The 25,075-nt window shown below is 64.5% G+C and carries 25 protein-coding genes; 9 read left to right on the top strand and 16 right to left on the bottom strand.

The annotated features are described in order from the left end of the window. From GJ631_RS15810 to GJ631_RS15800, 3 genes are all read left to right on the top strand, one after another. Nucleotides 1–559, top strand: a 559-nt coding sequence (locus GJ631_RS15810; RefSeq protein ID WP_156710082.1) for a zinc-binding dehydrogenase, incomplete at its 5' end; no start/stop codon positions are given. Nucleotides 560–630: 71 nt separating this feature from the next. Then, nucleotides 631–2,853 (top strand): CDC48 family AAA ATPase, encoded by a 2,223-nt coding sequence (locus GJ631_RS15805; protein WP_156710081.1) that lies wholly within the window; start codon nucleotides 631–633, stop codon nucleotides 2,851–2,853. A gap of 73 nt (nucleotides 2,854–2,926) precedes the next feature. Beyond that, nucleotides 2,927–5,221 carry a nitric-oxide reductase large subunit gene (locus tag GJ631_RS15800; RefSeq protein WP_156710080.1) on the top strand — a complete coding sequence of 765 codons (2,295 nt, stop codon included), beginning with the start codon at nucleotides 2,927–2,929 and terminating at the stop codon, nucleotides 5,219–5,221. A gap of 297 nt (nucleotides 5,222–5,518) precedes the next feature. Here the strand turns inward: GJ631_RS15800 and phoU are convergent, their stop codons facing one another. After that, entirely contained in the window at nucleotides 5,519–6,199 is a 681-nt protein-coding gene (gene phoU, locus GJ631_RS15795) for a phosphate signaling complex protein PhoU (RefSeq protein WP_156710079.1), read from the bottom strand. 61 nt (nucleotides 6,200–6,260) lie between these two features. Next, entirely contained in the window at nucleotides 6,261–7,106 is an 846-nt protein-coding gene (gene pstB / locus GJ631_RS15790) for a phosphate ABC transporter ATP-binding protein PstB (protein WP_156710078.1), read from the bottom strand. A 306-nt stretch (nucleotides 7,107–7,412) separates the two neighbouring features. Between pstB and GJ631_RS15785 the strand changes: the two genes are divergently transcribed. Beyond that, a complete protein-coding gene (locus tag GJ631_RS15785) occupies nucleotides 7,413–8,408 on the top strand; it encodes a phosphate uptake regulator PhoU (RefSeq protein ID WP_156710077.1) in 996 nt (331 codons plus the stop codon). Between the two features lie 30 nt (nucleotides 8,409–8,438). After that, the gene (locus tag GJ631_RS15780) at nucleotides 8,439–9,110 is read left to right on the top strand and encodes an MBL fold metallo-hydrolase (RefSeq protein ID WP_156710076.1); all 672 of its coding nucleotides are present in this window, start codon (nucleotides 8,439–8,441) and stop codon (nucleotides 9,108–9,110) included. On the opposite strand, the gene GJ631_RS15775 is transcribed toward GJ631_RS15780, so the two are convergent. From GJ631_RS15775 to GJ631_RS15750, 6 genes are all read right to left on the bottom strand, one after another. Next, nucleotides 9,111–9,431: a CTP synthetase gene (locus GJ631_RS15775; RefSeq protein WP_156710075.1), complete on the bottom strand. Its 321-nt coding sequence runs from the start codon at nucleotides 9,429–9,431 to the stop codon at nucleotides 9,111–9,113. Beyond that, nucleotides 9,424–10,341, bottom strand: coding sequence for a glutamine-hydrolyzing GMP synthase (gene guaA / locus GJ631_RS15770; protein ID WP_156710074.1), 918 nt, complete (start codon nucleotides 10,339–10,341; stop codon nucleotides 9,424–9,426). Before guaA ends, GJ631_RS15775 begins: the two co-directional genes overlap by 8 nt. Further along, the gene (gene pyrG / locus GJ631_RS15765) at nucleotides 10,341–11,987 is read right to left on the bottom strand and encodes a glutamine hydrolyzing CTP synthase (RefSeq protein WP_156710073.1); all 1,647 of its coding nucleotides are present in this window, start codon (nucleotides 11,985–11,987) and stop codon (nucleotides 10,341–10,343) included. The genes guaA and pyrG overlap by 1 nt, the downstream gene beginning before the upstream one ends. Before the next feature lie 266 nt (nucleotides 11,988–12,253). Continuing rightward, nucleotides 12,254–12,655 carry a hypothetical protein gene (locus tag GJ631_RS15760; protein ID WP_156710072.1) on the bottom strand — a complete coding sequence of 134 codons (402 nt, stop codon included), beginning with the start codon at nucleotides 12,653–12,655 and terminating at the stop codon, nucleotides 12,254–12,256. A gap of 31 nt (nucleotides 12,656–12,686) precedes the next feature. Then, nucleotides 12,687–13,316: a hypothetical protein gene (locus tag GJ631_RS15755; RefSeq protein WP_156710071.1), complete on the bottom strand. Its 630-nt coding sequence runs from the start codon at nucleotides 13,314–13,316 to the stop codon at nucleotides 12,687–12,689. Nucleotides 13,317–13,370: 54 nt separating this feature from the next. Next, nucleotides 13,371–13,970 carry a dienelactone hydrolase family protein gene (locus GJ631_RS15750; RefSeq protein ID WP_156710070.1) on the bottom strand — a complete coding sequence of 200 codons (600 nt, stop codon included), beginning with the start codon at nucleotides 13,968–13,970 and terminating at the stop codon, nucleotides 13,371–13,373. Nucleotides 13,971–14,056: 86 nt separating this feature from the next. On the opposite strand from GJ631_RS15750, the gene GJ631_RS15745 reads away from it, so the two are divergent. Further along, the gene (locus GJ631_RS15745) at nucleotides 14,057–14,860 is read left to right on the top strand and encodes a PspA/IM30 family protein (RefSeq protein WP_156710069.1); all 804 of its coding nucleotides are present in this window, start codon (nucleotides 14,057–14,059) and stop codon (nucleotides 14,858–14,860) included. Here the strand turns inward: GJ631_RS15745 and GJ631_RS15740 are convergent, their stop codons facing one another. Both GJ631_RS15740 and thrS read right to left on the bottom strand, forming a co-directional pair. Then, the gene (locus GJ631_RS15740) at nucleotides 14,861–15,241 is read right to left on the bottom strand and encodes a thioesterase family protein (RefSeq protein ID WP_156710068.1); all 381 of its coding nucleotides are present in this window, start codon (nucleotides 15,239–15,241) and stop codon (nucleotides 14,861–14,863) included. Further along, nucleotides 15,238–17,166, bottom strand: coding sequence for a threonine--tRNA ligase (gene thrS / locus GJ631_RS15735; protein ID WP_156710067.1), 1,929 nt, complete (start codon nucleotides 17,164–17,166; stop codon nucleotides 15,238–15,240). Before thrS ends, GJ631_RS15740 begins: the two co-directional genes overlap by 4 nt. Nucleotides 17,167–17,385: 219 nt before the next feature. On the opposite strand from thrS, the gene GJ631_RS15730 reads away from it, so the two are divergent. After that, nucleotides 17,386–17,871, top strand: coding sequence for an ester cyclase (locus GJ631_RS15730; protein ID WP_197425126.1), 486 nt, complete (start codon nucleotides 17,386–17,388; stop codon nucleotides 17,869–17,871). A 30-nt stretch (nucleotides 17,872–17,901) separates the two neighbouring features. On the opposite strand, the gene GJ631_RS15725 is transcribed toward GJ631_RS15730, so the two are convergent. The 4 genes from GJ631_RS15725 to gatD all read right to left on the bottom strand — a co-directional run bounded on the left by GJ631_RS15725 (nucleotide 17,902) and on the right by gatD (nucleotide 22,276). Beyond that, a complete protein-coding gene (locus GJ631_RS15725) occupies nucleotides 17,902–19,557 on the bottom strand; it encodes a class I adenylate-forming enzyme family protein (RefSeq protein WP_156710065.1) in 1,656 nt (551 codons plus the stop codon). Nucleotides 19,558–19,641: 84 nt separating this feature from the next. Further along, nucleotides 19,642–20,070: a PaaI family thioesterase gene (locus GJ631_RS15720; RefSeq protein ID WP_197425124.1), complete on the bottom strand. Its 429-nt coding sequence runs from the start codon at nucleotides 20,068–20,070 to the stop codon at nucleotides 19,642–19,644. 54 nt (nucleotides 20,071–20,124) lie between these two features. After that, nucleotides 20,125–21,027, bottom strand: a complete 903-nt coding sequence (locus GJ631_RS15715) for a GNAT family N-acetyltransferase (protein ID WP_156710064.1) — start codon at nucleotides 21,025–21,027, stop codon at nucleotides 20,125–20,127. A 4-nt stretch (nucleotides 21,028–21,031) separates the two neighbouring features. Then, nucleotides 21,032–22,276, bottom strand: coding sequence for a Glu-tRNA(Gln) amidotransferase subunit GatD (gene gatD, locus GJ631_RS15710; RefSeq protein WP_156710063.1), 1,245 nt, complete (start codon nucleotides 22,274–22,276; stop codon nucleotides 21,032–21,034). Nucleotides 22,277–22,364: 88 nt separating this feature from the next. On the opposite strand from gatD, the gene GJ631_RS15705 reads away from it, so the two are divergent. Beyond that, the gene (locus GJ631_RS15705) at nucleotides 22,365–22,892 is read left to right on the top strand and encodes a hypothetical protein (protein ID WP_156710062.1); all 528 of its coding nucleotides are present in this window, start codon (nucleotides 22,365–22,367) and stop codon (nucleotides 22,890–22,892) included. Here the strand turns inward: GJ631_RS15705 and GJ631_RS15700 are convergent, their stop codons facing one another. Beyond that, a complete protein-coding gene (locus GJ631_RS15700; protein ID WP_156710061.1) occupies nucleotides 22,893–23,573 on the bottom strand; it encodes a metalloregulator ArsR/SmtB family transcription factor in 681 nt (226 codons plus the stop codon). A 77-nt stretch (nucleotides 23,574–23,650) separates the two neighbouring features. Beyond that, complete coding sequence (locus tag GJ631_RS15695; protein WP_156710060.1) at nucleotides 23,651–24,466, bottom strand: hypothetical protein; 816 nt, start codon at nucleotides 24,464–24,466, stop codon at nucleotides 23,651–23,653. A gap of 233 nt (nucleotides 24,467–24,699) precedes the next feature. Here GJ631_RS15695 and GJ631_RS15690 point away from each other — a divergent pair, with 233 nt between their 5' ends. Further along, on the top strand, nucleotides 24,700–25,062 hold the full coding sequence (locus GJ631_RS15690; RefSeq protein ID WP_156710059.1) for a DUF5802 family protein: 363 nt from the start codon (nucleotides 24,700–24,702) through the stop codon (nucleotides 25,060–25,062). Nucleotides 25,063–25,075: the final 13 nt, after the last annotated feature.

Raw genomic sequence — 25,075 nt, 5'->3', positions numbered from 1 at the left:
CGCCGGCGTCGAGGCGGGCGACACCTGCGTCGTCGTCGGCGACGGCGCGGTCGGACTGTGTGCCGTCCTCGCGGCGCGTCGACTCGGCGCCGAGCGAATCGTCGCGATGGGCCACCACGAGGACCGACTCGAGCTCGCCGAGTCCTTCGGCGCGACCGAGACCGTCTCGGCGCGCGGCGAGGAAGCCGTCGAGCGCGCCACCGAACTCACCTACGGCGGCGCGAACCACGTCCTGGAGTGTGTCGGCGCGGCGTCGTCGATGGAAACCGCAATCGAGGTCTGCCGTCCGGGTGGCACCATCGGCTACGTCGGCGTTCCGCTCGGCGTCGAAGAGGAAGGGATGGACCTCCATTCGATGTTCGGAGCGAACATCTCGCTTCGCGGCGGCGTCGCCCCCGTTCGTGCCTACGCCGAGGAATTGATGGCCGACGTGCTGCAGGGGACGCTCGACCCATCGCCGATTTTCACGAAGACGGTCGGTATGGACGGCGTTCCGGACGGCTACCGTGCGATGGACGACCGGGAGGCAATCAAGGTGTTGGTGAAGCCACAGGAGTAATCCGAGGGTCGTCGCTGGGGGCGTGGCAGCAAAAAGCATATCTCCGGCGCGGCCGGAGGTTCTGTATCAGGATGAACGAGGTTCAACTGGAAGTCGCCAAGGCCTACCCGAACGACTCCGGGCGGGGCATCGCGCGACTCGACCCGGACACGCTTCTGCACCTGAAGCTGTCACCGGGCGATATCATCGAAATCGAGGGCGCCGACACCACCGCGGCGAAGGTGTGGCGCGCCGACCGGCAGGACTGGAACACCGACACGGTGCGCATCGACGGGTTCACCCGGCAGAACGCCGACGTGGGCATCGGCGAGCGCGTCACCATCCGGAAGGCCGAGGCAACGAAGGCGGACAAACTCGTCCTCGCGCCGCCGGAGGAGGCGTCGGTGCAGTTCGGCTCCGACGCCGCCGGCATGGTCAAACGGCAGATACTGAAGCGGCCGGTCGTCGAACGCGACATCGTCCCCGTAATGAGTTCGACGAACCACCCGTTCATGCGCTCGCCGGGGCAGGCGATTCCGCTCATCGCCGTCGAGACCGAACCCGACGGCGTCTGTCTCATCACCGAGGACACCGAGGTCGAACTCCGCGAGGAGCCCATCTCGGGCTTCGAGAAGACCGGCGGCGGCATCACCTACGAGGACATCGGCGGCCTGCAAAACGAGATTCAGCGGGTCCGCGAGATGGTCGAGTTGCCGATGAAACACCCCCAGATTTTCAAGAAACTCGGCATCGAGCCGCCACAGGGGGTGTTGCTCCACGGCCCGCCCGGCACCGGCAAGACGCTGCTGGCGAAGGCCGTCGCGAACGAGACCAGCGCCTCGTTCTTCTCCATCGCCGGCCCCGAAATCATCTCGAAGTACTACGGCGAGTCCGAACAGCAACTGCGGGAGATATTCGAGGACGCCACCGAGGAGTCGCCCTCTATCATCTTCATCGACGAACTCGACTCCATCGCGCCGAAACGCGAGGACGTCACCGGTGAGGTCGAACGCCGCGTCGTCGCCCAACTGCTGACGATGATGGACGGGCTGGAATCGCGCGGGCAGGTCATCGTCATCGCGGCGACGAACCGCGTCGATAGCGTCGACCCTGCCCTGCGTCGACCGGGCCGTTTCGACCGAGAAATCGAAATCGGCGTCCCCGACGAGACGGGCCGGAAGGAAATCCTGCAGATTCACACCCGCGGAATGCCGCTGGCCGACGACGTGAGTCTCGACCACATGGCCGACGAGACCCACGGCTTCGTCGGCGCCGACATCGAGAGTCTGACGAAGGAAGCGGCGATGAAGGCGCTCCGACGCTACCTCCCCGAAATCGACCTCGACGAGGAGGACATCCCGCCGAGTCTCATCGACCGGATGATAATCAAACGCGACGACTTCCGCGGTGCACTCAACGAGGTCGACCCCTCGGCGATGCGGGAGGTGCTCGTCGAACTCCCCAAGATATCGTGGGACGACGTGGGCGGCCTCAACGAGGCGAAAGGACAGGTCAAAGAGTCCATCGAGTGGCCGATGAACTCCCCCGAGAAGTTCCAGCGAATGGGCGTCGAACCGCCGAAGGGCGTGCTGCTGTACGGCCCGCCCGGCACCGGCAAGACGCTGATGGCGAAAGCCGTCGCAAACGAGACGAACGCCAACTTCATCTCGGTGCGCGGTCCGCAACTGCTGTCGAAGTGGGTCGGTGAGTCCGAGAAGGCCATCCGACAGACTTTCCGGAAGGCACGACAGGTCGCTCCGACCGTCATCTTCTTCGACGAACTCGATTCGTTGGCGCCGGGACGCGGCAGTGACACCGGGTCGAACGTCTCCGAGCGTGTCGTCAACCAACTGCTGACGGAGTTGGACGGCCTCGAAGAGATGGGCGACGTGATGGTCATCGGGGCGACGAACCGCCCGGACATGATAGACCCCGCACTCATCCGCAGCGGTCGGTTCGACCGGTTGGTCATGATAGGTGAACCGGACGTGGAGGGCCGTGAGCAAATCCTCCGCATCCACACCAAGGACACGCCGCTGTCGCCGGACGTGAGTCTCCGTGAACTCGCCGAAATCACCGATGGGTACGTCGGTTCGGACCTCGAATCCATCGGCCGCGAGGCGGCGATTCAGGCGCTCCGGGAGGACGACGACGCCGAAGCCGTCGAGATGCGACACTTCCGGCAGGCGTTGGAGTCGGTCCGACCGACGATTACCGACGACATCCGGGAGTACTACGAACAGGTCGAAGACGAGTTCCGCGGTGGCGGCGCCGAAACCGGCCGTCGACAGGGCGGTCGCATCGGCTTCCAGTAACTTCGAACTCGCTCCTCTCACCCGAACACGTTCGGGACCCGAATTTTATTGTCAACGGTCGTGAGCGCCCGGCATGGAAATACGTCGACGGACGCTCGCAGCCGCGTTGGTCGCCGTCTTCGTCTTCAATCTCGTGGTGATGGGTGCGGGGGCGCTGTACTCCTACCAACAGGCCCCGCCCATCCCCGAGGAGGTGGTCGGCCCCGACGGGGATGCGGTCGTCACCGAATCGGCAGTCGACGAGGGGAAGGTCGTGTTCCAGTCGAACGGTCTGATGAACCACGGGTCGATACTCGGCAACGGCGCGTACTTCGGCGTCGATTACACCGCCGATGCTCTCGCGTTGAAGACCGAGTTCATGCGGGCGTACTATGCCGACAGCGAGTACGGGGCCGACTACGAGGCGCTTTCGGCCGACCAACGGGCGGTCGTCGACAGTCGCGTCCGGTCGGACCTCGATAGAACGCTCGTCGATGGCACGGCGGAGTACACCGCGGCGGAGGTGTACGCTCACGAACGGGTTCGGGAGACCTACGTCGACCGCTACCACGAGGGCGACGCCGAGCGCGGCGTTCCGGCGGGGATGATAGAAACCGAGACCGACGCACGTCGGTTCGCTGACTTCGCGCTGTGGACGGCGCTGGTCGCTCACTCCGACCGCCCCGGCAGCGACGGCTCTTACACCAACGACTGGCCCTACAACCCCGAAGCGGGCAACACCCCGACCGGAGCGACGATGGTCTGGAGCGCCATCTCGATGATGCTGCTCATCGCCGGCGCCGGCATCGGCGTCGCGCTGTATCGGGGCATCGAATTGCCGGAACCGAAGACTCGTGGCGTCGAAATCGCCGACCCCGGCGAGGTGAAACTCCTGCCGAGTCAGCGCGCGGCGACGCGGTTCATTCCGCTCGCTGCTGGGCTGTTCCTCGCACAGGTGCTTCTCGGTGCGCTGTTGGCTCACTACTACGTCGAACGCGACGCGTTCTTCGGCATCGCCGAAGCCTTCGGCGTCGACGTCCTCCAGTGGCTCCCCTTCGCGGTGGCGAAGACCTACCACCTCGACTTGGCGATACTGTGGATAGCGACGCTGTGGATAGGTGCCGGTCTGTTTCTGCCCGGGCTGCTGACGGGTCACGAACCGACGGGCCAGGAGCGGGCCATCGACGGTCTGCTGGTCGCGCTGGTCGTCGTCGTGGTTGGGGGCTTTGCGGGCATCTGGTTGGGCGCCAACGGCTACATCGGCGGCGAGTGGTGGTGGCTGCTGGGCAACGAGGGGCTGGAGTACGTCGAGGTGGGTCGACTGTGGCAGGTCGGGTTGTTGGCCGGCTTCGGGCTGTGGGCCGTCCTCGTCTATCGGGGCTTTCGGCCCCTCCTGGGCCGGGAATCGACGTTCGGTCTCGCCCACATGATTCTGTACGCCGGCGGCTCCATCGGTCTGCTGTTCGTCGCGGGGATGCTGTACACGCCGGAGACGAACATCGTGATGACGGAGTTCTGGCGCTGGTGGGTCGTCCACATGTGGGTCGAGGGCGCCTTCGAGTTCTTCATCGTCGCCGTCGTCGGCATCACCCTCGTCTCGATGGGGTTGTTGGAGAAACGCTCCGCCGAGAAGGCCGTGATGTTGCAGGTGCTGTTCGTGATGGGGGCGGGCATCATCGGCGTCTCCCACCACTACTGGTGGATTGGTCAGGCCGAAATCTGGCTGCCGCTGGGGAGCGTCTTCTCGACGCTGGAACTCATCCCACTGGTGATGATACTGTTCGAGGCAATCGGAGAGTACCGCGCGCTGGCCGACAGCGGCGAGGAGTTCGCCTACCGACTCCCGTTCACCTTCATCATCGCTTCGGGCGTCTGGAACTTCGTCGGCGCGGGCGTGCTCGGCTTCTTCATCAACCTCCCGCTCATCAACTACTACGAACACGGCACGTATCTCACGGTCGCCCACGCCCACGCGGCGATGTTCGGTGCCTTCGGCTTCCTCGCCCTCGGGATGGCAGTCTACATGCTTCGGCTCACGGTCGACCCCGACCGGTGGAACGGCCGCCGCCTCCGGTGGGCGTTTTGGCTGTGGAACGTCGGCCTGACCGTGATGGTTGTGTTGTCGCTGCTTCCGGTCGGCTTCTTGCAGTTGGAGGCGGCGTTCACCGAGGGATACGCCGTCGCCCGGTCGGTTGCGTTCTACGAGCGGCCCGTGATTCAGGCGCTGTTTTGGGCACGATTCCCCGGGGATACGTTGCTCATTCTCGGTACGGCTGTCTTCTGCTACGATGTCGTCCGCAAGCGATTCCGACTCGGCGATGTCACCACGGCGGAGGACGCACGCGAAGGGGCGGTTCCCCAGCGTGTCCTCGGCGAAGACGACGACTGAGCGGTCGTTCCACGTTTCAGTCGGTCAGACTGGGACAGATTTTTACACGGCGGAACTGCTTAGGCCGAACGGACGGTGGGACCGATGGCCCTGCTTCGGAAACTCAAATCGACGTTGACCGACGGCGAGGCCGAGGCGGATAGGGAACTCAACCGTTTTCAGTGTCTCAACTGTGGTGCGACGTTCCAGTCGCCACACGGGGGTTCGAAAACGTCGTGTCCGGGGTGTGCCAGCAGCCGGATTCGGTCGGCTGGAGGGTGACTACGTCCGGCCACCGTGGCCGGGCGATTTCCGCAGTCAGTAGATGAGTTCGTCGCTGTTGTCGACCATGTACAGTGTCCGCGCGGCGATGTTGACCGCGTGGTCGCCGACGCGCTCGAGATCACGGATGGTGAGGAGGAGCCGTGAGACCTCCTGCATCAGCGACTCGATTTCCTGGTCGGAGGATTCGGCGTCGATTTCCGTCTCGATGAGGTCTCGGACGACGGTGCTGGAGGCGGTCTCACACATCGCGTCGACGTCGTCGTCTCGGTCGTCGATTTCGAAACACGCGTCGATATCCTCGTCGGCGTAGGCCGTCATCGCGTCGTCTATCATCTCGATGACGGCGTCGCCGATGCCCTGTACGTCGACGTCGGGGTAGAGGTCGCGCTTCGCCTGCAGGGTGTAGTCGCCGAGATTGGTCGCGAGGTCGGCGACACGTTCGAGGTCGGTGATGATTTTGAACGACGCCGCGATGAACCGGAGGTCGCCGGCGACCGGTTGTTGGAGTGCAAAGAGGTCGATACAGTCCTTCTCGAGTTCGAGGTACATCTCGTTGATTTCGTGGTCGCCCTCGATGACCTCGCGGGCGAGCGATTCGTCTTTCCCTTCGAGTGCGCGGAGTCCCATCCGGAGCCGTTCGAGGACGACCTCGCTCATGTAGAGGACGTTCTCTCGGAGCTCGGTGAGTTGCTCCTGGAATCCCTTGCGTGCCATACGGGACCCTTCTCGGGTCTCGGATTTGTGTCTTCGGGAGGCGTCCGACGCCCGTCAGCCGTTATCCGAATTTGCCGGTGATGTAATCCTCGACGCGGTCGCTGTCGGGGTTCTCGAACACTTTTTCGGTGTCGTCGAACTCGACCAACTCGCCGCCGGTGAGGAAGACGGCCGTCTTATCCGAAATTCGGGCGGCCTGCTGCATGTTGTGGGTGACGATGACGACGGTGTATTCGGCAGCGAGGTCGTCGATGAGGTCTTCGATTTTCGAGGTGGCGACGGGGTCCAGCGCCGACGCTGGCTCGTCCATCAACACGACTTCCGGGTCGGGCGCGATGGCTCGGGCGATACACAGGCGCTGCTGTTGCCCCCCCGAGAGGTCAAGTCCCGAGGAGTCCAGTTGGTCTTTCACCTCGTCCCACAACGCCGCGGCTTTCAGCGATTCCTCGACGCGCGATTCGATGTCGCCGTCGTAGCCCTGAATCTTCAGGCCGTAGGCGACGTTCTCCCGAATCGTCTTCGGGAACGGGTTCGGCTTCTGAAACACCATGCCGACCTTCCGGCGCAGTGCGACGGGGTCGACGTCGTCGTCGTAGACGTTCTTGCCGCGGAGTTGTAGTTCTCCCTCGACGCGGGCGGCGTCGATGAGGTCGTTCATCCGGTTGACACACCGGAGGAACGTCGATTTCCCGCATCCGGAGGGTCCGATGAGTGCGGTGACTTGCTGTTCGGGTATCTCCATCGAGATGTCTTTCAGCGCCTGGGTCTGGTCGTACCAGACGTTGATATCGCGGGCGCTGATGAGCGTCCGGCCGTTCCCGCGGTCAGTCGATTCGAGGCCGGCGGTCGGTCCCTGTTCGACGAGCGATTCGGACGAGGCGTCGGCGGTGGATTCGTTCCGGCTCATTGGATAAGTCCGTCTCGGCTGAGGGCGAGTACCGTGTCGGGTGACTCGACGGCAGTCCGTCGCTGGATAGCTGTCGGAGACGACACACTCGACCGCCCGTACTTACGTCTCGTCGCCACCGAATCCGTAAATACCTCACTATGATTACTATATAGGACTATATTCTGCCACGTATTTCGATGGGTTACTGGGACACGTTTCGACTAACTCTCGTCTATTACGGAACAATGGGGCCGATATGTGGGTGTTTAGAGAGATAGTATATATTCCGGAGATAATTTATATTGCTGGTGGGTAAGGGTGCCTATGGAGACCCGAAAGGTGCAGGTGACGGGTGGCTCTACATACACCGTCTCGCTCCCGAAGGAGTGGGCGACGGAAAACGACGTCAGCGGCGGGAGCGTCGTCGAGTTCCATCCCGAGGAGGATTCGCTTCTGTTGACGCCGCGTCGCGACGAGGAGAAAGTCGAAGGGTCACTCGACATCACCGGGCTGGAGGGCGACCAGTTGATGCGTGCGGTCGTGACGATGTACGTCAGCGGCTTCGACATCATCACTCTGGAGACGGCCCGCGTCAGCGCCGCCCAGCGCCGGACGATTCGGGAGGCGACACAGGGCCTCGTCGGACTCGAGGTCATCGGTGAGACCTCCGAGCGCGTCCAACTGCAGGACTTACTCGACTCATCGGAACTGTCGATGCACAACGCCATCACGCGGATGCGGCTCGTCTCGACGACGATGCTCGGCGACGCCGTCACCGCGCTACTGGAGGACGACGACGACCTCGCGGCCGACGTGGTCCAACGCGACGACGACGTCGACCGGCTGTGGTCGATGGTCTCCCGTGTGTTTCGGTCGGTGCTTCGTGACCCCTCGGCAGCCGCCGACATCGGCCTCGACCGCGAGACGTGTTTCGACTATCACTCCAGCGCCCGACAACTCGAACGCGTCGGCGACCACGCCGCCAAGATAGCGACCCACGCCGGGACGCTCGGCGCACCGCCAGATGACGCCGCCGAAGCCATCGAGGCGCTGCACACAGAGGCGACCGAAATCATCGAAATGGCGATGGACGCCCTACTGGAGGAGGACTCCGACCGCGCGACGCGACTCGCCAACGACGCCCGACAGCGGGTCACCGAAATCGACGAACTCGCCCGCCGTGTCGACGACCGCATTCGCGAACTCGAACCCCAGCAGGCGCAGTTGCTCGGGCTTATCGTCGACTCGCTGTCCCGAAGCGCCGACTACGGCGGCAACATCGCCGAGACGGCGCTCCAGAAGGCCGCACCGAAGCCCTGATTTTTAATGTCGGCGCTCGTCCCTCCGGCTATGGTGACCGAACTCCGCGAGGGCGTCTGGTGGATAGATTGCACCGGCGTCAACGCCTACCTCGTCGCCGACGACGAGGACCTGACGCTCGTCGACACCGGGACGCCGTTCGACGCCACGCGAATCGAGGCCGCAATCGAGACGGCCGGGTTCGCCCCCTCGGAACTCGACCGCATCCTCATCACACACTACGACCTCGACCACGTCGGCTCGGCCGCGAAGCTCTCGACGGACGCACCAATCTACGTCGGTCGTTCGGACGCCCCGCTCGTCACCGGCGAGGAGCGACCGTCGCTGTCGGGACACAAGGCACTCACACAACTCGTCTCGGGACTGCTCGTCCCCGACGTGCCGACCGACCGCGTCCATCCGGTCGCCGACGGGGACGAAATCGGTGGGTTCACCGCCTATCACACCCCCGGTCACACCCCCGGTCACACCGTCTACCTCCACGACGAACACCGGGCGGCGTTCCTCGGCGATATGATTATCGAGCGCGACGGCGACCTCCAGCCCTCCCCGTGGCTACTCTCGTATGATACCACCGAGGTTCGACGTAGTATCGACGCGTTCGTCGAGCGCGCACCCGCCTTCGAGGTTGCGGCGATGGGCCACGGAACACCGTTCCTGAAGGGCGGCGGCGTCCGCCTTCGGGAACTCGCCGCGGAGTAATCAGATAATCTCTTCGGCGACGGTATCGGCGTCGAGCAACTCGGGGTCGACGATGTGGCCGGCTTGACCCTTCACGAACTCCGGTACCGAATCGCGAGTGTAAACGACGACTCGGAGGTCGGGATTGAGGTCCATTGCGACCGTAATCGAGGTCGCCAACCCGGCATCGGTGACGACGAGCGTATCGGCATCGACGATGCCGGCCTCTTCGAGGGCCGGGCGATTGGCGGTTCCCTTCGCGTAGCCCACGTTAGCGCCGCGTTCGGCCAGCGCCTCGCCGAGTCCGTCGGGGTCTCCCCCTGCGATGACGACGTTACTCATATTCGATGGTTGCCGGCGGTTTGTGCGTCACGTCGTAAACGACGCGCGAGACGTTGTCGAGCGTGCCTGTGATGCGCGACTGGATACGCTGGAGCGTCTCCCAGTCGATTTCCTGTGCACGCGCAGTCATGCCGTCGCGAGATTCGACCGACCGAACCGAGACGACCCACCCGTGGACGCGGTTGTCGCCTTTCACCCCGGTGGCCTTTCCGAGTACCGCTGCGAGCGCCTGCCAGGGGTCGTACTCTTCGAGTTCCTCCTCGATGATGTAGTTGGATTCGCGGGCGACTTCGAGTTTCTCCTCGGTCACCTCGCCGAGAACGCGGATGGCGAGGCCGGGGCCAGGGAACGGCATCCGCTCGGAGACGACCTCTTCGAGGTCCAACGCGCGAGCGACTTCCCGGACTTCGTCTTTGTAGAGGTCCCGCATCGGTTCGACGATACCCTCGAAGTCGACGATATCGGGGAGGCCCCCGACGTTGTGGTGGGACTTGATGGTTCCCTCCGATTCGATACGGTCCGGGTAGATGGTTCCCTGAACGAGGTAGTCGGCGTCGACATCGCGGGCGACCGTTTCGAACTCCCGGATGAACTGCTCGCCGATGGCGTGACGCTTCTCCTCGGGGTCGGTGATACCCGACAGGGCGTCGAGGAACCGGTCGCGAGCGTCGACGATTCGCAGACTGTCCATGTACTCGAAGGTCTCCCGAACGCTTTCGGTTTCGCCCTTCCGCATCAACCCGGTATCGACGTAGACGGGCGTGAGCCGGTCGCCGAGTGCTTCGTAGGCCAACGCCGCGGCCGTCGAGGAATCGACACCTCCCGACAGCGCGATGACGGCGTTGGCGTCGCCGACCGACTCGTCGATTTCGGCTATCTTCTCGTCGATGAACTCCTCGGTGTCGACCATTAGGCCGTCACCTCCTCGGTGTCCGTCTCGTTGTCTCCGAGTATCGTCTCGACCAAGCCGACGAACGGCGGTGACGCGCGGGTGGGACGAGACCGGAACTCGGGGTGGAACTGCGTCCCGAGGAAGTACGGATGGTCGGGCAACTCCAGTATCTCCATGCGGTTGTTCGCCCGGCCGGAGAACCGCATTCCCGCCGATTCGAGTTCATCGATATACTCGGGATTGACCTCGTATCGGTGGCGGTGTCGCTCCGTACAGGAGTCGGACCCGTACACCTCGTGGGCCAGCGTTCCTTCGCTAATCGTCGTCTCGTGGGCGCCGAGACGCATCGTTCCGCCCATGTCCTCGACCTCGTACTGCTCGGGGAGGATGTCGATGACGGGGTGAGGAGTATCCTCGACCATCTCCGTCGAATCCGCACCCTCAAGCCCACAGACGTTGCGGGCGTACTCGATGACGGCCATCTGGAAGCCCAGACACAACCCGAGGAACGGGACCTCGTTTTCACGGGCGTAGCGGACTGCCTCCATCTTGCCCTCGGTCCCGCGTGCCCCGAAGCCGCCGGGAACGATGATGCCGTCGGCGCGTTCGAGGCGGTCGGCGTGTTCGTCGTCCATCTCGTCGGCGTCGACCCACAGGACGTTCACGTCGGTTTCGGTCTCGAAGCCGGCGTGTTTCAGCGACTCGTGGATGGACATGTAGGCGTCCTCCAGGCCGTACTTCCCGACCAGCGCGATGTCGATTTCGTCGGTCGGGTCGGTGGTGACGATTTCCCGCCAGCCGTTGTCGCGGTCTGCCTTCGGAATCGCCTCCTCGGCCAGCCCCAACCGCTCCATGACGTACTCGTCGAGTCCCTCGTCTTCGACCATCAGGGGAACGTGATAAATGTCCGCGACGTCGGGATTCGAGAAGACGGCGTCGGTGGGAACGTCACAGAACAGCGCGATTTTCTCCTTCGTCTCGGGGTCCAGTTTGTCCTCACAGCGGCCGACCAAGATGTCGGGCTGGAGCCCGATAGAGCGGAGTTCCTTGACGGAGTGCTGCGTCGGTTTGGTCTTCTGTTCGCCGTTCTTCGAGTAGGGGACCAGCGTGACGTGAGTAAAGAGAATGTCTTCTTCGTCCTCTTCGTGGGCGAACTGTCGAAGCGCCTCGAGATACGGCATCCCCTCGATGTCGCCGACGGTGCCGCCGACCTCGATGAGACAGATGTCGTGGCCCTCGGCGGCCTCACGGATGCGCCGCTTGATGTCGTCGGTGATGTGCGGGATAATCTGGACGGTGTTCCCGAGATAGTCACCCGCGCGTTCCTTCTCGATGACGTGGCGGTAGGTCTTCCCCGTCGTGACGTTGTGGTCGAACGTCATGTCGATGTCGAGGAACCGCTCGTAGTTCCCCAAATCGAGGTCGACCTCGCCGCCGTCTTTCAGGACGTACACCTCGCCGTGCTGGTAGGGGTTCATCGTCCCCGCGTCGACGTTGAGATACGGGTCGATTTTCACGGCCGTCACGTCGAAGCCGGCGTTGGCGAGCAATCTCCCGGTGCTCGCCGCAGTGATGCCTTTCCCCAATCCTGACATCACGCCGCCGGTGACGAAGATGAATTTGTTCCCCAATGAGGGGTCGTACTCAGTAAGTTCCGTCGGCATACCGACGGTCCGCGAGCGTCAGACAAAACCGTTTCGGACCGACCTTTTTCCACGGCGCGGCTTCGCCGCGCCGGGAAAAACGTCGACGAAAAAGACACTGCGGGCCTCCCGTTGGTCGGCCCTTGGTCCCGTGCGTGGCGGCGAAGCCGCCACGACGGTTCGGTTGCGGGCTTGCCCGCAACCCGCGCTCGCTTCGCTCGCGCGGCAGAACCGCTCGGCGCGCTTCGCGCGCCTCGCGGATGCTGGCACAACGACTCAATGTTCGGCTATATCCTTTCCTCCGATAATCGGTCTTCGAACACCGCGGCCAACAGCCCCAGCGGTGCGACGACCAACCCCACCGCACCGACCACCATTGCCACCTGTAGTCGGTTCGCAAGGAAGGCGAGATACAGGGCAACAGCGAGTGACGCGAGCATCAGCACTGCGAAGACGCTGCCCCACGGGTCGACCGATTCATTTCGGCGTCTCCGGTCGGCGTTTTCGATGAGGACAACGACAGCAACCGCGACGGCAGCGACGACACAGAGCCAGAACGCCCCGATGACGAGGAACGCCCCGCCGATGTAGGGGCCGCTCGTCAGTTGGACGCCGGCGAAGACGGCTCCACAGAGGGTAGCGAGGACGGCGTAACTGCCGGCGGCGAGTTCTTCGGCCGACCGAGACATGTAATCGAACTAATCGGTGCCGATGAAAAAGCTACTCTTCGACTCGCTCCAGTGGCCCCTCGTCGGTGGCGACGAGCACCCACGCCAGCCGGTAGCGCCGGTCGACGACGACCATCGTCAAGTTCCAGTGTGGCTCGCCGAACCACTCACACCACGCCTCTCGGGTCCGATGGACGGTCACCTCCTCGTAGCGGTCCTCGACGACGGAATCGCGGAACTCCTCGGCGAGTCGCTTGGCTTTCGCGAACGTTCCGTACTGCTGGTCGAGCGTGTCGCCGTAGGAGACGGTGCCGCCGTGGACGAGCTGTTCGGCGAGTGTTCCGTCCATCGACAGCGCCGTCTCGACGGTCATCGACACGTCAGGGTCTTCCGTCACGTCGAGACCGAGTTCGTCGGTGACGGGCTCCGAACCCAGCAGGCGGCTGAAGAAATCGGCGTCGGCGAGGCAGTTCCGGGAAGCGAACCAATCGATTTCCGGCGAGTCGGGAATTTCGACACAGCAGTAGCGAGCGTCGCCGTGGCTCCGAGTCGCTGCCATCGCGTCGACGTACGCTTCGACGGGCTTCGAGCCGAGGTCGATACGTTCGAACGTCGCCGACCCCCACACTTCCTCGAGACTCCCCCCGCGTGGTCGAGTGGCACCCCAGTTCGGGTCGTGCATATCTGCGGAAACGGACCTATACGTAAACGTTTCGTGCCAGCGTCTGCCGGACCTTTAAGCCATCCGCACCTCGCGGAAGAACCCCCCGACCCGTTTTCCGACCTTCGCTGCCTGCCCGACGAAGTGGTGGTCGGCGCTCATCGCGTCGACGGTCCCGCCCCGCTTCTCGACGGCCGCGGCGACCGACTCGGCGTCGACGGTCGTGTCGCGCTCGCCGTAGACGACCGCCATCGGACAGTCGATGTCCTCGATTGCGGCTACGGCGTCGATGTCGTCGGTGATGCGGTCGGCCGGAGCGAGTGCCGCCACCGCGAACGGCGCCGTTCCCGTTGCGCTCTCGCGGGCGGCGGCGACCAATGCGAGACAGCCGCCGAAACTGTAGCCGAACAGCCCGACCGAGTCGTAGCGCTGTCTGGCCCACGCGTAAGCGTCGCGGGTGTCGGCCAACTCCCCGGGTCCCTCGTCCCACGCACCGTAGTCGAAGCGGAGACAGGCACAGTCGAGGGCGTCGCTCACCGCCTGCAGTCGGGGGTCACTCCGGTTACCGCCCATCTGGGGGTGCGGCGGGCAGGCGACCACACAGGCGTCGCCCTCGGGGGAATCGAGGCTCCCTCGAACGTCGCGGTCCGACGGAATCACGACCGATTCGCTCATGGACGGCCCTTCGAGCGGCGGGCCCTTGAGACTGTACCCCGCCGCTCGGAGAGCGTTTTAAGGGTTCGGAAGCCACATACCGTAGTATGGGCATCCTCTCTCGGGCGTCGTACGTCATCCGCTCGAAACTCAACGCCGTCCTGAACCGTGCGGAAGACCCCTCCGAGACGCTCGACTACTCCTACGAGCGTCTCCGGGACGAACTGCAGGACGTAAAGAAGGGTATCGCCGACTTGACGACACAGAAGAAGCGCCTGGAAATCCAGAAGCGCCGCCTCGAGGAGAACGTCGAGAAACACAACGAGCAGGCCAGACAGGCCGTCGAACAGGACCGCGACGACCTCGCACGGCGCGCACTGGAGAAGAAGAAACAGAAGATGTCCCAAATCGAGGAGTTGGAGACCCAAATCGCGGACCTCCAGAACACACAGGACAACCTCGTCGAGAAGAAGAACGAACTCCAGAGCCGCATCGAGCAGTTCCGCACGGAGAAGGAGACGATGAAGGCCCGCTACGAGGCCGCAGAAGCCAGCACCCGCGTCAGCGAGGCGATGACCGGCGCCGGCGACGAGATGGAGAACGTCGGCCGCTCCATCGAGCGCGCCCGCGAGAAGACCGAGGACATGGAGGCTCGCGCCGCCGCGATGGACGAACTCCAAGACAGCGGCGCCTTCGAGGACGCCCTTTCCGATAAAGATAGCATCGACCGCGAACTCGAAGAGATGCAACGCGACGGCGAAGTCGAAGCCGAACTGGAGACGCTGAAAACCGAAGCCGGAAAGGGAAGCGTCGAGGAGGAACCGTCCGTCGACGCCGAATCCGAAGCCGAAACCGCCGACCCCGAAATCGAGGCCGAACTGGACGAACTGAAAGACGACGACGAGGAGTAGCTACGTCAGATTGGCTCGCCAGTCCTCGGGAACCGGCGTCGGTTCCTCTGTTTCGGGGTCGACGATGACCTGAACTGTTTTCGCCGTCGCCACCCGCTGCTCGTCGGTCGATAGCGTCACTTCGGTCGTGATGCTCGTCTCACCGACGGAGAGTACGTCGACGGAACCGACCACGCGGTCGCCCGCGAACAACTCGGCGTGGTAGTCGACCTCCATCCGGACCGCCGGCCGGTAGTACGTTTCGAACGACTCCGTTGGCACCCGCTCCCGGAGGAACGACTCCCGAACCCGGCGGACGTACGTCGAGAACACTGCGTCGTCGACGTGTCGCTTGCCGGTGTCGAGACTCCCGACGACGAGTTCGTGCTCGTAGTCGGTCATTCCTCGACGAAGTCCGGTTCGATGCGCTTCTCGCCGACTTCGCCTTCGAGATGCTCGCGGAAGGTTTCGACGTCGACATCCTTGCGCTCGTTTTCGAAGCGGTCCCGAACCGAGACGGTGCCGGCTTCCTGTTCGTCGTCGCCGACGACGAGCATGTAGGGGACGCGGTCGTCGTGGGCCTGCTGAATCTTCTTGCCGACCGTCCACGAGCGGTCCTCGATTTCGACGCGGAAATCGCCGAGATAGCGGTTCTGGAGCTGTTTGGCGTAGCCGATGTTGTCGTCGGAGACGGGGAGGATACGCACCTGTTCGGGCGCCAGCCACGTCGGGAAGTTCCCGTTGAAGTGCTCGATGAGCACCATGAAGAACCGCTCGTAGCTGCCGTACAGTGCCCGGTGAATCATGACGGGGCGGTGCTCCTCGTTGTCCTCGCCCGTGTAGGTCAAATCGAACCGCTCGGGCATGTTGAAGTCGAGTTGGACCGTCGGGCCGTCCCAGTTCCGGCCGAGGGCGTCCTCGAAGGCGAAGTCGATTTTCGGGCCGTAGAAGGCGCCGTCGCCGGACTCGACGTCGTAGTCCATGCCGCTGGCTTCGAGTACGTCACGGAGTTGGGATTCGGCCTGCTCCCAGATTTCGTCGCTGCCGACGGACTTCTCGGGGCGGGTCGCAAGCGCCACCTCGTAGTCGAGGTCGAAGGTCTCCAGCACCTCGTTAATCTGGTCCATGATGACGTTGACCTCCCGCTCGATGGACTCCGGCTTGACGAACAGGTGGCCGTCGTCGATGGTGAACGCCCACACTCGCGAGAGGCCGGAGAGTTCCCCGCGCTGTTCCTTGCGGTACACCTTCCCGTTTTCGGCGTACCGGATGGGCAAGTCCCGGTAGGACCAGTTGCCCTGATTGAACACCGTGGCGTGGCCGGGGCAGTTCATCGGCTTGAGGCCGTACTCCTCGTCGTTGACGTCGAGCAGGAACATGTCGTCGACGTAGTTGTCGTAGTGGCCCGACTTCTTCCACAGCTCCGTCCGGAACAGGTGTGGCGTCTCGACGAAGTCGTAGCCCTCGGCGTCGTTGAGGTCGTCGACGAAGTCCTCCAACTCCCGCAGGACGGTCTTACCGTTGGGGTGATACAGCGGCAGTCCCGGTCCCGTCACGTCGGGAATCGAAAACAGGTCCAACTCCTGGCCGAGTTTCCGGTGGTCTCGCTCTTTGGCCTCCTCGCGGCGCTGGAGGAAGTTCTCGAGGTCGGACTCGCTCTCGAAGGCCGTCCCGTAGACGCGGGTGAGCGTCTCGTTGTCCTCGTCGCCCCGCCAGTAGGCGGCCGCGATGTTCAACAACTCGACGGCGCCGATTTTCCCCGTCGACTCGACGTGCGGGCCCTGACAGAGGTCCTGCCAGTCGTCCTGGACGTAGAAGGAGACGGGGTCCTCGTCGGCGGCCTCGTTCTCGAGGATATCCCGCTTGTACTCGTTGTCCTCGTAGAGTTCGAAGGCCTCCTCTCGGGAGCGTTCGACCCGCTCGATGTCGTAGTCGGCGTCGATGATGTCGTACATCTCGGCCTCGATGTCGTCGAGGTCCTCGGCGTCGAGGTCGACACCCGTGATGTCGTAGTAGAACCCCTCGTCGGTCGGCGGGCCGATGGCGAGTTTCGCCTCGGGGTAGAGCCGCTGTAGCGCCTGTGCAAAGACGTGGGCCGCCGAGTGCCGGAGGACGCGGAGATATTCGTCGCTTTGGTCGGTGACGATGACGAGTTCGCAGTCCTCATACAGCGGTTCGACCTTGTCGACGAGGTCTCCGTCGACGATTCCAGCTTTCGTGTCCGACCCGAGCCCGGGTCCGATTTCGTAGGCCACGTCCTCGACCGTCGACCCCGACTCGACTTCGAGTTCGGAGCCGTCCGGCAAGGTGACGACGATGTCGCTCATGTGCGAAGTAAGCAAAGGCGGTCGGATAAGTGTTAAGAGAGCGCTTTTTGTCACGGTGCCCCTGCTGGACCGTTCGGCCCGCGCTTCGACCGCCGTTCGCCGGAACGGCACTCGACGTTCCCAGCGCGTAAGAATCGAGATATGGCTTCTATAGCGCACAGGGCCTACTAGATGCAAGGTCCCATCGGGGGTCGGTCCTCGAACCCGGAGGCAAGCGCCATGTCACAACAAACAAACACTATCGACGAACGCAGACGGTTGCCACAACGATGGGCCGAGGAGGTCCACGGAAAACACAATCTCGATTTCATCGACGAGTACCACGCTCCCGACTGGGTCGGTCACTTCGACGGCGAGACGTTGACGAACGCCGAGTACAAGGACATGCAGCGGCAACTCACCAGTGGCTTTCCGGATGCCGAATTCGTCTTCGGGCCGGTCGTCGTCGAGGGGGAGATGGTCGCGGGCCACTGGGCGATGACCGGAACCCATACCGGTGATTTCGCCGGCATCAAGCCGACGAACGAAACGGTCCACGTGACCGGGACGTTCGTTACGCGCTACGACGACGAGGGACGGGCCCTCGAGACGTGGGAGAACATCGACCAGTTTGGCATGCTCCAGCAACTCGGCATCGCCCCCGAGGAGTTCACCGCGAGTGGCCTGTTGCGGACGGCTGTCAACCTCGTCAAGAACGGGATATAACGGAGGTAGATGCTTCGAGATAAGCCACTCTTACAGCTCCTCACTACTTGATAGGGCCCCCTCTAGCCGCTCTGCGGCGTCTTCCTCCAGTTTGTAGCGCTGGACCTTCCGGGTGCCGCTCCGCGGGAGTTCGTCGACGAAGAACACCCGCCGCGGGTGGGCGTAGGTGGCGACGTGCTCCAGTGCGAACTCCCGAATCTCGCGTTCGGTCGGCGGGTCCTCGACGCCGGGTTCGAAGACGACGTAGGCGACCGGTGCCTCTCCTTTCACCTCGTGGTCGGCGCCGACGACGGCGGCGGCCTGTACGTCGGGGTGTTCGAACAGCGCGTCCTCGACTTCGGCGGGGTAGACGTTCTCGCCGCCGACGATGAGCATGTCGTCGGCGCGGTCGACCATCCACAAAAAGCGGTCCGAATCGACGCGGGCGATGTCGTCGGTGTAGAACCAGCCCTCGTCGTCGAAGACGGCCTCCGTCTTCTCGGGGAGGCCGTGATACCCCTCGAACACCTGTGGGCCGCGAATGGCGAGTTCGCCGGTGACCTGCTCTTCGTCGTCGGGGCCGATGCCGTGGTCTTCGAGCGTCGTCGCCGAGGTGGGGTCCAACGCGGCCGCGGGCACGCGGACCTCCCGAGTCATCGGGTCGACCAGTTTCAGCTCGACGTTCGGCAGCGGCTGGCCGATACAGCCCGCGCCCTTGTGGACGCCGTACGTCGAGGAGGTGGTGCCGGCCGGCGAGGTCTCGGTCATGCCCCACCCCTCCGTCAGCGGCGTGTCGAAGGCGTCCTCGATGCGCCGGCGGGTGTCGTCGGCGAGCGGGGCCGCTCCGCTCCCGAGGGTCTCGAGGCTCGAAACGTCGTATTCCTCGGGATTGTCCTCCATCTCGGCGAGCATCTCGATGTAGACGGCGGGGATGCCCGCGAACTGGGTCACCTCGAACTCGGTGATGGCCGACAGCAACTCCGAGGCGACCGGCATCGTCCGGAGGACGACCGTCGCGCCGTTGTAGAGGCCGGTGAGCATCACGACGCTGAGACCGTACATGTGAAACAGCGGGAGGAAACACAGCGCCACGTCCTCTTCGGGGTCTGAGCCACCGCGGGAGGTGTAGGATTGCACCGTCGACAGGAGGTTCTCGTGGGTGGTCAACACGCCCTTCGGGTCGCCCGTGGTCCCGGAGGTGTAACACTGAACGGCCACGTCCTCGAAGTCCCGGTCGGGGCGGTCGAACTCCGTCGAGGCCGAATCGACGTGTTCGTCGTAGTCCTCCAACCCCTCCGCACCGCCGGGAATGAACGCCAGCGGCACTTCCTCGGCGAGTTCCGTGCCGACGCTGGGGAACACCGGCGAGGTGACAAGCGCCGCCGCGTCGGCATCTGCGAGGATGTATTTCAGCCGGCCGGTGTCCATCCGGTGGTTCAACGGCACGGCTACCGCGCCCGCCTTGATGACGCCGAAGAAGGTCTCGGGGAACTGCAGGGAGTTCTCCAGATACAGCGCCACCCGGTCGCCGGGCTCGATGCCCGCATCAGCGAGGGCGTTGGCCACCCGATTCGACCGCGCCTCCAGGTCGGCGTAGCTGTACTCTTCGCCGCGGTACTCGAAAGCGAGTTTCTCGCCGTAGCGTTCGGCCCCCATCGCCGGCACGTCGCCGACGTGTCTGAGCGGCTCCTGCTGGAAGTACTTCATCGATGGAATCGTGCTTGTGACGTGTTATCAAAAACCTTCGCCCTCGGGATGTGGGGTCCTTTTAGCCCCCTCGCCGTTCGGCGCTCACTCGTAGCCGACCTCGGCGTCCAACTCGACGCCGCTCTTGGCGAAGGTGCCGGTTCCGCGGGCGAGTTGATTCCCCTCCCCGTCTTCGAGGACGCCGTCGGCGATGAGTTGTTTCGGGTGGTCGTTGACGACCTCCGCACGCGCGACGAGTTCGCCGGTCGAGACGGGGCGTGTCAACTGCAAGTGGAAGTCCGTCGTCAGCACGAACACGTCCTCGACGAGCGAGTTCGCCGCGAAGAACGTCGCGTCGTCGAGCGCTTTGAAGTAGTAGGAGCCGTGAACCCCGCCGGCAGCGTGGTGGTAGCTCTCGTCGACTTCGATTCGGAGTTCGGCGACGCCATCGTCTTCGATGTGGAGCGTCGGGTCGGTCTCGTCGTTACACGGTGCGGCGTGGTACATCCGTTCGAGCTTCCGGAAGTGTTCCATCCTCCGAGTCCTCGAAGCGGACGGTAATCGGCGTGTCGGTCGCCAGGTCGTCGGTCAGTACCGCGTCAAATCCCGTTCGAGGACGAAATCCGGTTCCTCGGAGATGGACTGGCGGGCGTAGGCGGCATCGGAGACGTGTCGGGGCGTTTCGGGAACGAGCATTCGCGCCTTCTCAGCGCCGACCTCGGCGGCGTCACGGGCGACGGCGGCGGCCAGCGACCGAAGCGCCTCGTGGTCGTCCCACGCGCCGACGCCGTACTCCGCCCACTGCTTTTCCTCCCCGTCTTCCTCCCGCTCGAACGTTCGGACGCGGTAGGTCGTCCCCCGGACACCGCCGTCGTCGGCGACGGTCAGCGTCGCTTCGGCGTCGGCCAGTCGGTCAGGCGTCAGTTCCGCCAGCGCCCACGATTCCTCGAGGTCGAGACCGAGTCCCGAGAGTTCGTGGTAAGCGTCGCTGCCGTGGAAGGCGCTCCACGCCGCCGTCGGGTCGGTGAGTACGTCGAGTGTGGGGTCGGCGGTCTCTTCGGGGTCGGGTTCGACCCAGCGGAACTCCGCCAGCGGCTCGAACCCCATCGACCGCGACTGGCCGAGGCCGGCGGCGTTCCAGGAAAACACCATGTTCCGACAGATGGTCGCCCCCCGGTCTGCGGCCCACTCGAAGACGGCCTCGGTCAGCGCAGGGCTGATACCCTCCCCGCGATAGTTGGGGGCGACGCGCATTCCCTGTGCCCACGCCTCGTGCTCGGAGAGAATCACGCCCTGACAGATGCCGACGGGGTCGCCGTCGACGACGGCGACGAGCGTCCGCTGTGTCTGCCCGTCGGTGTCGACCCACTCCTCGAAGACGCGAGGGATGTAGTCGCCGCCCAACTCCGGCCAGGTATCCTGGGTGAATTCGACGACTGCCTCGTGGTCGTCGTGTCTCGCCTGCCGGACCGTCACGTCGGGTTCGCTCATCGCGTCACGTCCACGGAACCGACCGCTCCTGCAGTTCGCCGGCGATGGGGCGGCGCATCGTCTCTTCGACGCTCTCGACGTTTTCGAGCGCCCACATCAGTTTGACGTAGGCGGTCGCCGGTAGGGTGTCGCCCGCTTCAACGACGCCGGCCTCCAGGAGGTCACGACCCGTGTCGTAGACGCGGTCACAGACCCGCCCTTCGAGACACTGACTCGTCATCACGACCGTCGTGCCGTCGTCGACCAACTCCTCGATTCGCTGTATCCACTCGGTGTTGACGTGGCCCAGTCCCGTCCCTTCGAGGACGAGCCCGGAGGCGTCGTCGGCGAGGTCGAGCGTCTCCGGCGAGCGCCCGGGGACGAACTTCACGAGTTCCACGTCGGTCGCGAGGTCGGCGTCGATGTCCAACGCGACGGCGTCGCGGTCGGCGACCGGCCGGCGGAACGACACCTCACCGCTGTCCCACTCGACTTTACCGAGCGGTTTCGCGCCGACCGTTTCGAAGGCGTCCCGCCGGGAGGTGTGGTTCTTCCGGACGCGCGTCCCGCGGTGGAGCGCGCAGGTGTCGTCGGACTCGGTTTCGTGCATACAGACGAGCACCTCCGAATGGTCGGCTTTGGCCGCCTCGACCGCACAGACGGCGTTCATCACGTTATCCGAGGAGGGTCGGTCCGCCGAGCGCTGGCTGCCGGTGAAGACGACGGGAACGGGCGTATCGAGCGTGAACGACAGCGCCGCGGCGGTGTACTGCATCGTGTCGGTGCCGTGCATGACGACGACGCCGTCGGCGCCGTTGTCGATTTCCTCGTGGACGGCCTCGGCGAGGTCGGTCCACACGTCGGGCGTCATGTTCTCCGAGAGGATGTTGGCGACGACGCGGCCTCGATAGTTCGCCCGGCCGGCCAGTTCCGGCACCGCACGCAGCACGTCTTCGGCGTCGAACTGGGCGGTGACCGCACCCGTCCGATAGTCGACCGTCGAGGCGATGGTTCCGCCCGTCGAGATGAGCGCGATGGTGGGTAGGTCGTCCTCGAAGGTGATTTCCGATTCGGAGTCGCCGTCTTGGGCGCTCTCGACGTCGTAGCTGTCCGATTCGAGTACGTCGACGCTCGCGTCGGCGCGGTCGACGCCGACGTTGTAGCCGCCGTCGAGTTTGACGACGAGGTGGTCGGCGGTCGTCGAGGGCATGAGGACGCCCTCGTAAGTCGCTGTGCCGCGGTCGACGCGGACGCGGTCCCCTGGGTTCATACGGCAGGCTACCGTGCCGGCGGACTTGAAAGGCTCCCTTCGGGGTGGCTGGGAAAGACCGATACAGTTGGCGGCGAAACGGGTACACATGAGCCGCGACCGAACCCGGACGCGGGAACCCGGCGACGAGGCCACCCAATCCGACGGCTTCGAGGCCTCGGAGTTCGATGTCGGTGCGGACGTGGCCAGCGACGCGAGCGCCCCGAGCGAGACCGGAACCGAGACTGGGGCGTCCGCGGGCCTTCGGGAGCGGTTGGCAACCCGCACCGAGAAACTGTTCTCGCCGCGTGCGTTCCTCGCCATCCTCCTGTTGTCGGTCGCGGGGCTGTTCACTGCCGGCACCTTCCTTCCACTGCCGGGGTCGGGGCTGCTCGGCGTCTTCCTCGCGACGTTCGCGTTCGGGCTGGTTGCTTCGGACCGCCGGTACGGCGAGGCCGCCGTCGCTGGCGGCATCACCGTCGGCGCCAGCGCGTTCCTCGACGCCGCCGTCGTCGCCTTCCTCGGCGGCTTCGGCGTCCCGCTCGCGCTTCTCGGCGGCGGCGTCGGCGCGGCCGTCGCAGTCGTCGGAACGTATTTCGGCCGGGACCTGCGGGCTGGACTGACCAAAGAAATCTGACTATACCAGCCGCCACGTCTCGCCGTCGCGTTCGACGACGCCGTGTGCCGACAACCCCTCCAGAGCGTCGGTGACGACGTCGGGTGGGGCTTCGACGCGGCGACTCAACCGCTCGGCCGTCGCGGGGCCGTCGGCGAGCGCCCGAAGCAAATCCGCGTAGAACCGGCCGTCGAGTCCCTCGAAGTGTGAACTGATTCGGTCGAGCGTCTCCGTCAGCCGCCCCTGAACCCACCGCTGGGCCATCGACAGTTCGTTCTCCAGCCGTTCGAGTTCCTGTAACTCCTCGGTGAGGCCGGCGAGTTCGGGGTCGGCCGCGTCGGGGTCGCCGTTCTCGTCACCGGGGCGACAGCACTCCACGTCGAGTGAAACGTACCGCCAAGAGGTGATGTCGAAGTTCGGCGACGCCGAGTAGGCGCTTTTCGTTCCGAAGTCGTACGGCGAGACGTTGACCTCCAGTCGGAGGTTTCGGGCGATGGAGAAGTACTTCCGGCGACCCTCGTCGACCGTCGACTCGACGAGGCCCGCCTCCTCCAGTTTCCGGAGGTGGTCGATGACGGCTTTCGGGCTCACGCCGAGATACTCGCTGATTTCGGTGACGTAGCAGGGCTTTCGGGCGAGGAGCCGCAGGATGCGTCTACGGTTCTCGTTTCCCAGCAGGTCCAACAGCGCCGCCGAGTCCATTACGTCGGAGTTCGGTCCGCGGACGAAAAAGGGTGCCGCCCCGCCGGCGAAAGGGTTTTGAGTCGGTTGGCGCCGTCTCAGCCGTCGCTACGGCTCGTTTCGGAGTCTTCGGGTGTCGAATCGGTGTCGGCGTCATCGCGTCCCGCACTGTCATCAGTGTCGGCGTCATCGCGTCCCGCACTGTCTCCGTGCGCAGAATTACCACTGGAACCGGGAGGGCCGTCGCCGCCGGCGTCGGCTATCGAGTCGTCGCTGTCCGTATCGACGGGCGGACCGCCACCGTTCGAGGCACCGGGAACGTCGACGGAGGTGTTCGAAGCGCCGTCGGCATTACCGGTGTCCCCCGGTGGGCCGCGCTCGCCGTCGAACATCGGCCCGGCGAGGCCACGCGCCAACTCGGCGACCTCCCCACCGCTGAGGTTGCGGGCCTCGTTTCGAAGCGCGTCGAGTCGCGCCGTGTCGACCCCGGCCTCCGCGGCGACCGATGCGGTCTCGTTGACGGACTGTTCCAGTCCGCTCGCACCGGTCGTGACGTGTGCGGCTATCGCGCGGTTACGAACCTCCGAGTCCGCTTCCGAGATGGCCGCTCGGCGGTTCGCCAGTCGTTGTTGTCGTTGTTCGAGTTGCGCTTGCCGCTGTTCGATGAGTTCGCGCCGCTCTTCTTTGGTCTCGGCCCGGCTCAACGACGCCTCGAACATGCCGTCGTCGACCTCGCCTTCGGCCTCAGCACTGCTGGCCTGCATGAACGACGAGACCGACGCACCGAAGGAGGCGTTCCCGCGTTCGGCCGTTTCGTTCGTCGGCTGGGCCCCTGCCGCGACGCCGCCCATCCCAGCCGCAAGGAGGACGGCGAGTGCCACCAAGACGCCAATACCGACAGCAGTTCGTTTCATCACTGTTCTCTGGGGTACCTGACTCGTAAAAACCCCCCCTCCGTTCTCATCGTTCAGCGGACGAAGCTACGGCCTCAAACGGTCCAATAGCGTTTATAATTCCGTTAGGACCTTCGAATCCGTTCTCGAACACCGCCGTTCCGACCGGCCGTCACGTCAGTTTTCGGGGTCCGATACCGCTTCCGTCCCGGACAAAGCTTATGTGTGTGATTATCTAACACACACGTAGCGGCATGTTTGAACCGTTCTCAAGCGGCTACTACCTCGGACGGCTCTACGTCGAGCCGCACGACGGCGACTGCGCAGTAATGCATCACGAACACCACGAGCGGGTTAACGACCGATTATACACCGAAACGGCGGATTATTCCGGCCCGTTGGTGATGAAAATCGGTTCGGCACACGTTCCGGTCCACGGCGCCGAGGGCGTCCCCGGTCGGACCGTCGCGCTCCCGGAGTCGGTGTTGTCGGCGACGGGCGTCGACAATCCGCCGACGCTCAGCGAGGTGCTGTTGGCGAAAGCCGACCGCGCAGCCCAACTGCTCGGTATCGACGGCGACGCCGCGGACTACACCGACAGGGCCGCGGGCTTTTAGACGCCCGCCCCCC

The sequence above is a fragment of the Natronomonas sp. CBA1123 genome, from assembly GCF_009741925.1.
Classification (GTDB): domain Archaea; phylum Halobacteriota; class Halobacteria; order Halobacteriales; family Haloarculaceae; genus Natronomonas.
Note: the sequence above shows the minus strand (reverse complement) of the source record. Positions and strands in the feature narration are given on the sequence as shown.

Bases quoted from the DNA above. Each gene is read 5' to 3' on its own strand.
- GJ631_RS15725 (WP_156710065.1), bottom strand. From the start codon at position 19,557: ATGAAGTACTTCCAGCAGGAGCCGCTCAGACACGTCGGCGACGTGCCG.
- GJ631_RS15780 (WP_156710076.1), top strand. From the start codon at position 8,439: ATGGTGACCGAACTCCGCGAGGGCGTCTGGTGGATAGATTGCACCGGC.
- GJ631_RS15760 (WP_156710072.1), bottom strand. From the start codon at position 12,655: ATGTCTCGGTCGGCCGAAGAACTCGCCGCCGGCAGTTACGCCGTCCTC.
- GJ631_RS15775 (WP_156710075.1), bottom strand. From the start codon at position 9,431: ATGAGTAACGTCGTCATCGCAGGGGGAGACCCCGACGGACTCGGCGAG.
- GJ631_RS15800 (WP_156710080.1), top strand. From the start codon at position 2,927: ATGGAAATACGTCGACGGACGCTCGCAGCCGCGTTGGTCGCCGTCTTC.
- GJ631_RS15700 (WP_156710061.1), bottom strand. From the start codon at position 23,573: ATGGACTCGGCGGCGCTGTTGGACCTGCTGGGAAACGAGAACCGTAGA.
- guaA (WP_156710074.1), bottom strand. From the start codon at position 10,341: ATGGTCGACACCGAGGAGTTCATCGACGAGAAGATAGCCGAAATCGAC.
- GJ631_RS15740 (WP_156710068.1), bottom strand. From the start codon at position 15,241: ATGACCGACTACGAGCACGAACTCGTCGTCGGGAGTCTCGACACCGGC.
- GJ631_RS15745 (WP_156710069.1), top strand. From the start codon at position 14,057: ATGGGCATCCTCTCTCGGGCGTCGTACGTCATCCGCTCGAAACTCAAC.
- GJ631_RS15755 (WP_156710071.1), bottom strand. From the start codon at position 13,316: ATGCACGACCCGAACTGGGGTGCCACTCGACCACGCGGGGGGAGTCTC.
- GJ631_RS15715 (WP_156710064.1), bottom strand. From the start codon at position 21,027: ATGAGCGAACCCGACGTGACGGTCCGGCAGGCGAGACACGACGACCAC.
- pstB (WP_156710078.1), bottom strand. From the start codon at position 7,106: ATGAGCCGGAACGAATCCACCGCCGACGCCTCGTCCGAATCGCTCGTC.
- GJ631_RS15730 (WP_197425126.1), top strand. From the start codon at position 17,386: ATGTCACAACAAACAAACACTATCGACGAACGCAGACGGTTGCCACAA.
- GJ631_RS15695 (WP_156710060.1), bottom strand. From the start codon at position 24,466: ATGAAACGAACTGCTGTCGGTATTGGCGTCTTGGTGGCACTCGCCGTC.
- gatD (WP_156710063.1), bottom strand. From the start codon at position 22,276: ATGAACCCAGGGGACCGCGTCCGCGTCGACCGCGGCACAGCGACTTAC.
- thrS (WP_156710067.1), bottom strand. From the start codon at position 17,166: ATGAGCGACATCGTCGTCACCTTGCCGGACGGCTCCGAACTCGAAGTC.
- GJ631_RS15785 (WP_156710077.1), top strand. From the start codon at position 7,413: ATGGAGACCCGAAAGGTGCAGGTGACGGGTGGCTCTACATACACCGTC.
- GJ631_RS15690 (WP_156710059.1), top strand. From the start codon at position 24,700: ATGTTTGAACCGTTCTCAAGCGGCTACTACCTCGGACGGCTCTACGTC.
- GJ631_RS15720 (WP_197425124.1), bottom strand. From the start codon at position 20,070: ATGGAACACTTCCGGAAGCTCGAACGGATGTACCACGCCGCACCGTGT.
- GJ631_RS15750 (WP_156710070.1), bottom strand. From the start codon at position 13,970: ATGAGCGAATCGGTCGTGATTCCGTCGGACCGCGACGTTCGAGGGAGC.
- GJ631_RS15805 (WP_156710081.1), top strand. From the start codon at position 631: ATGAACGAGGTTCAACTGGAAGTCGCCAAGGCCTACCCGAACGACTCC.
- pyrG (WP_156710073.1), bottom strand. From the start codon at position 11,987: ATGCCGACGGAACTTACTGAGTACGACCCCTCATTGGGGAACAAATTC.
- GJ631_RS15705 (WP_156710062.1), top strand. From the start codon at position 22,365: ATGAGCCGCGACCGAACCCGGACGCGGGAACCCGGCGACGAGGCCACC.
- phoU (WP_156710079.1), bottom strand. From the start codon at position 6,199: ATGGCACGCAAGGGATTCCAGGAGCAACTCACCGAGCTCCGAGAGAAC.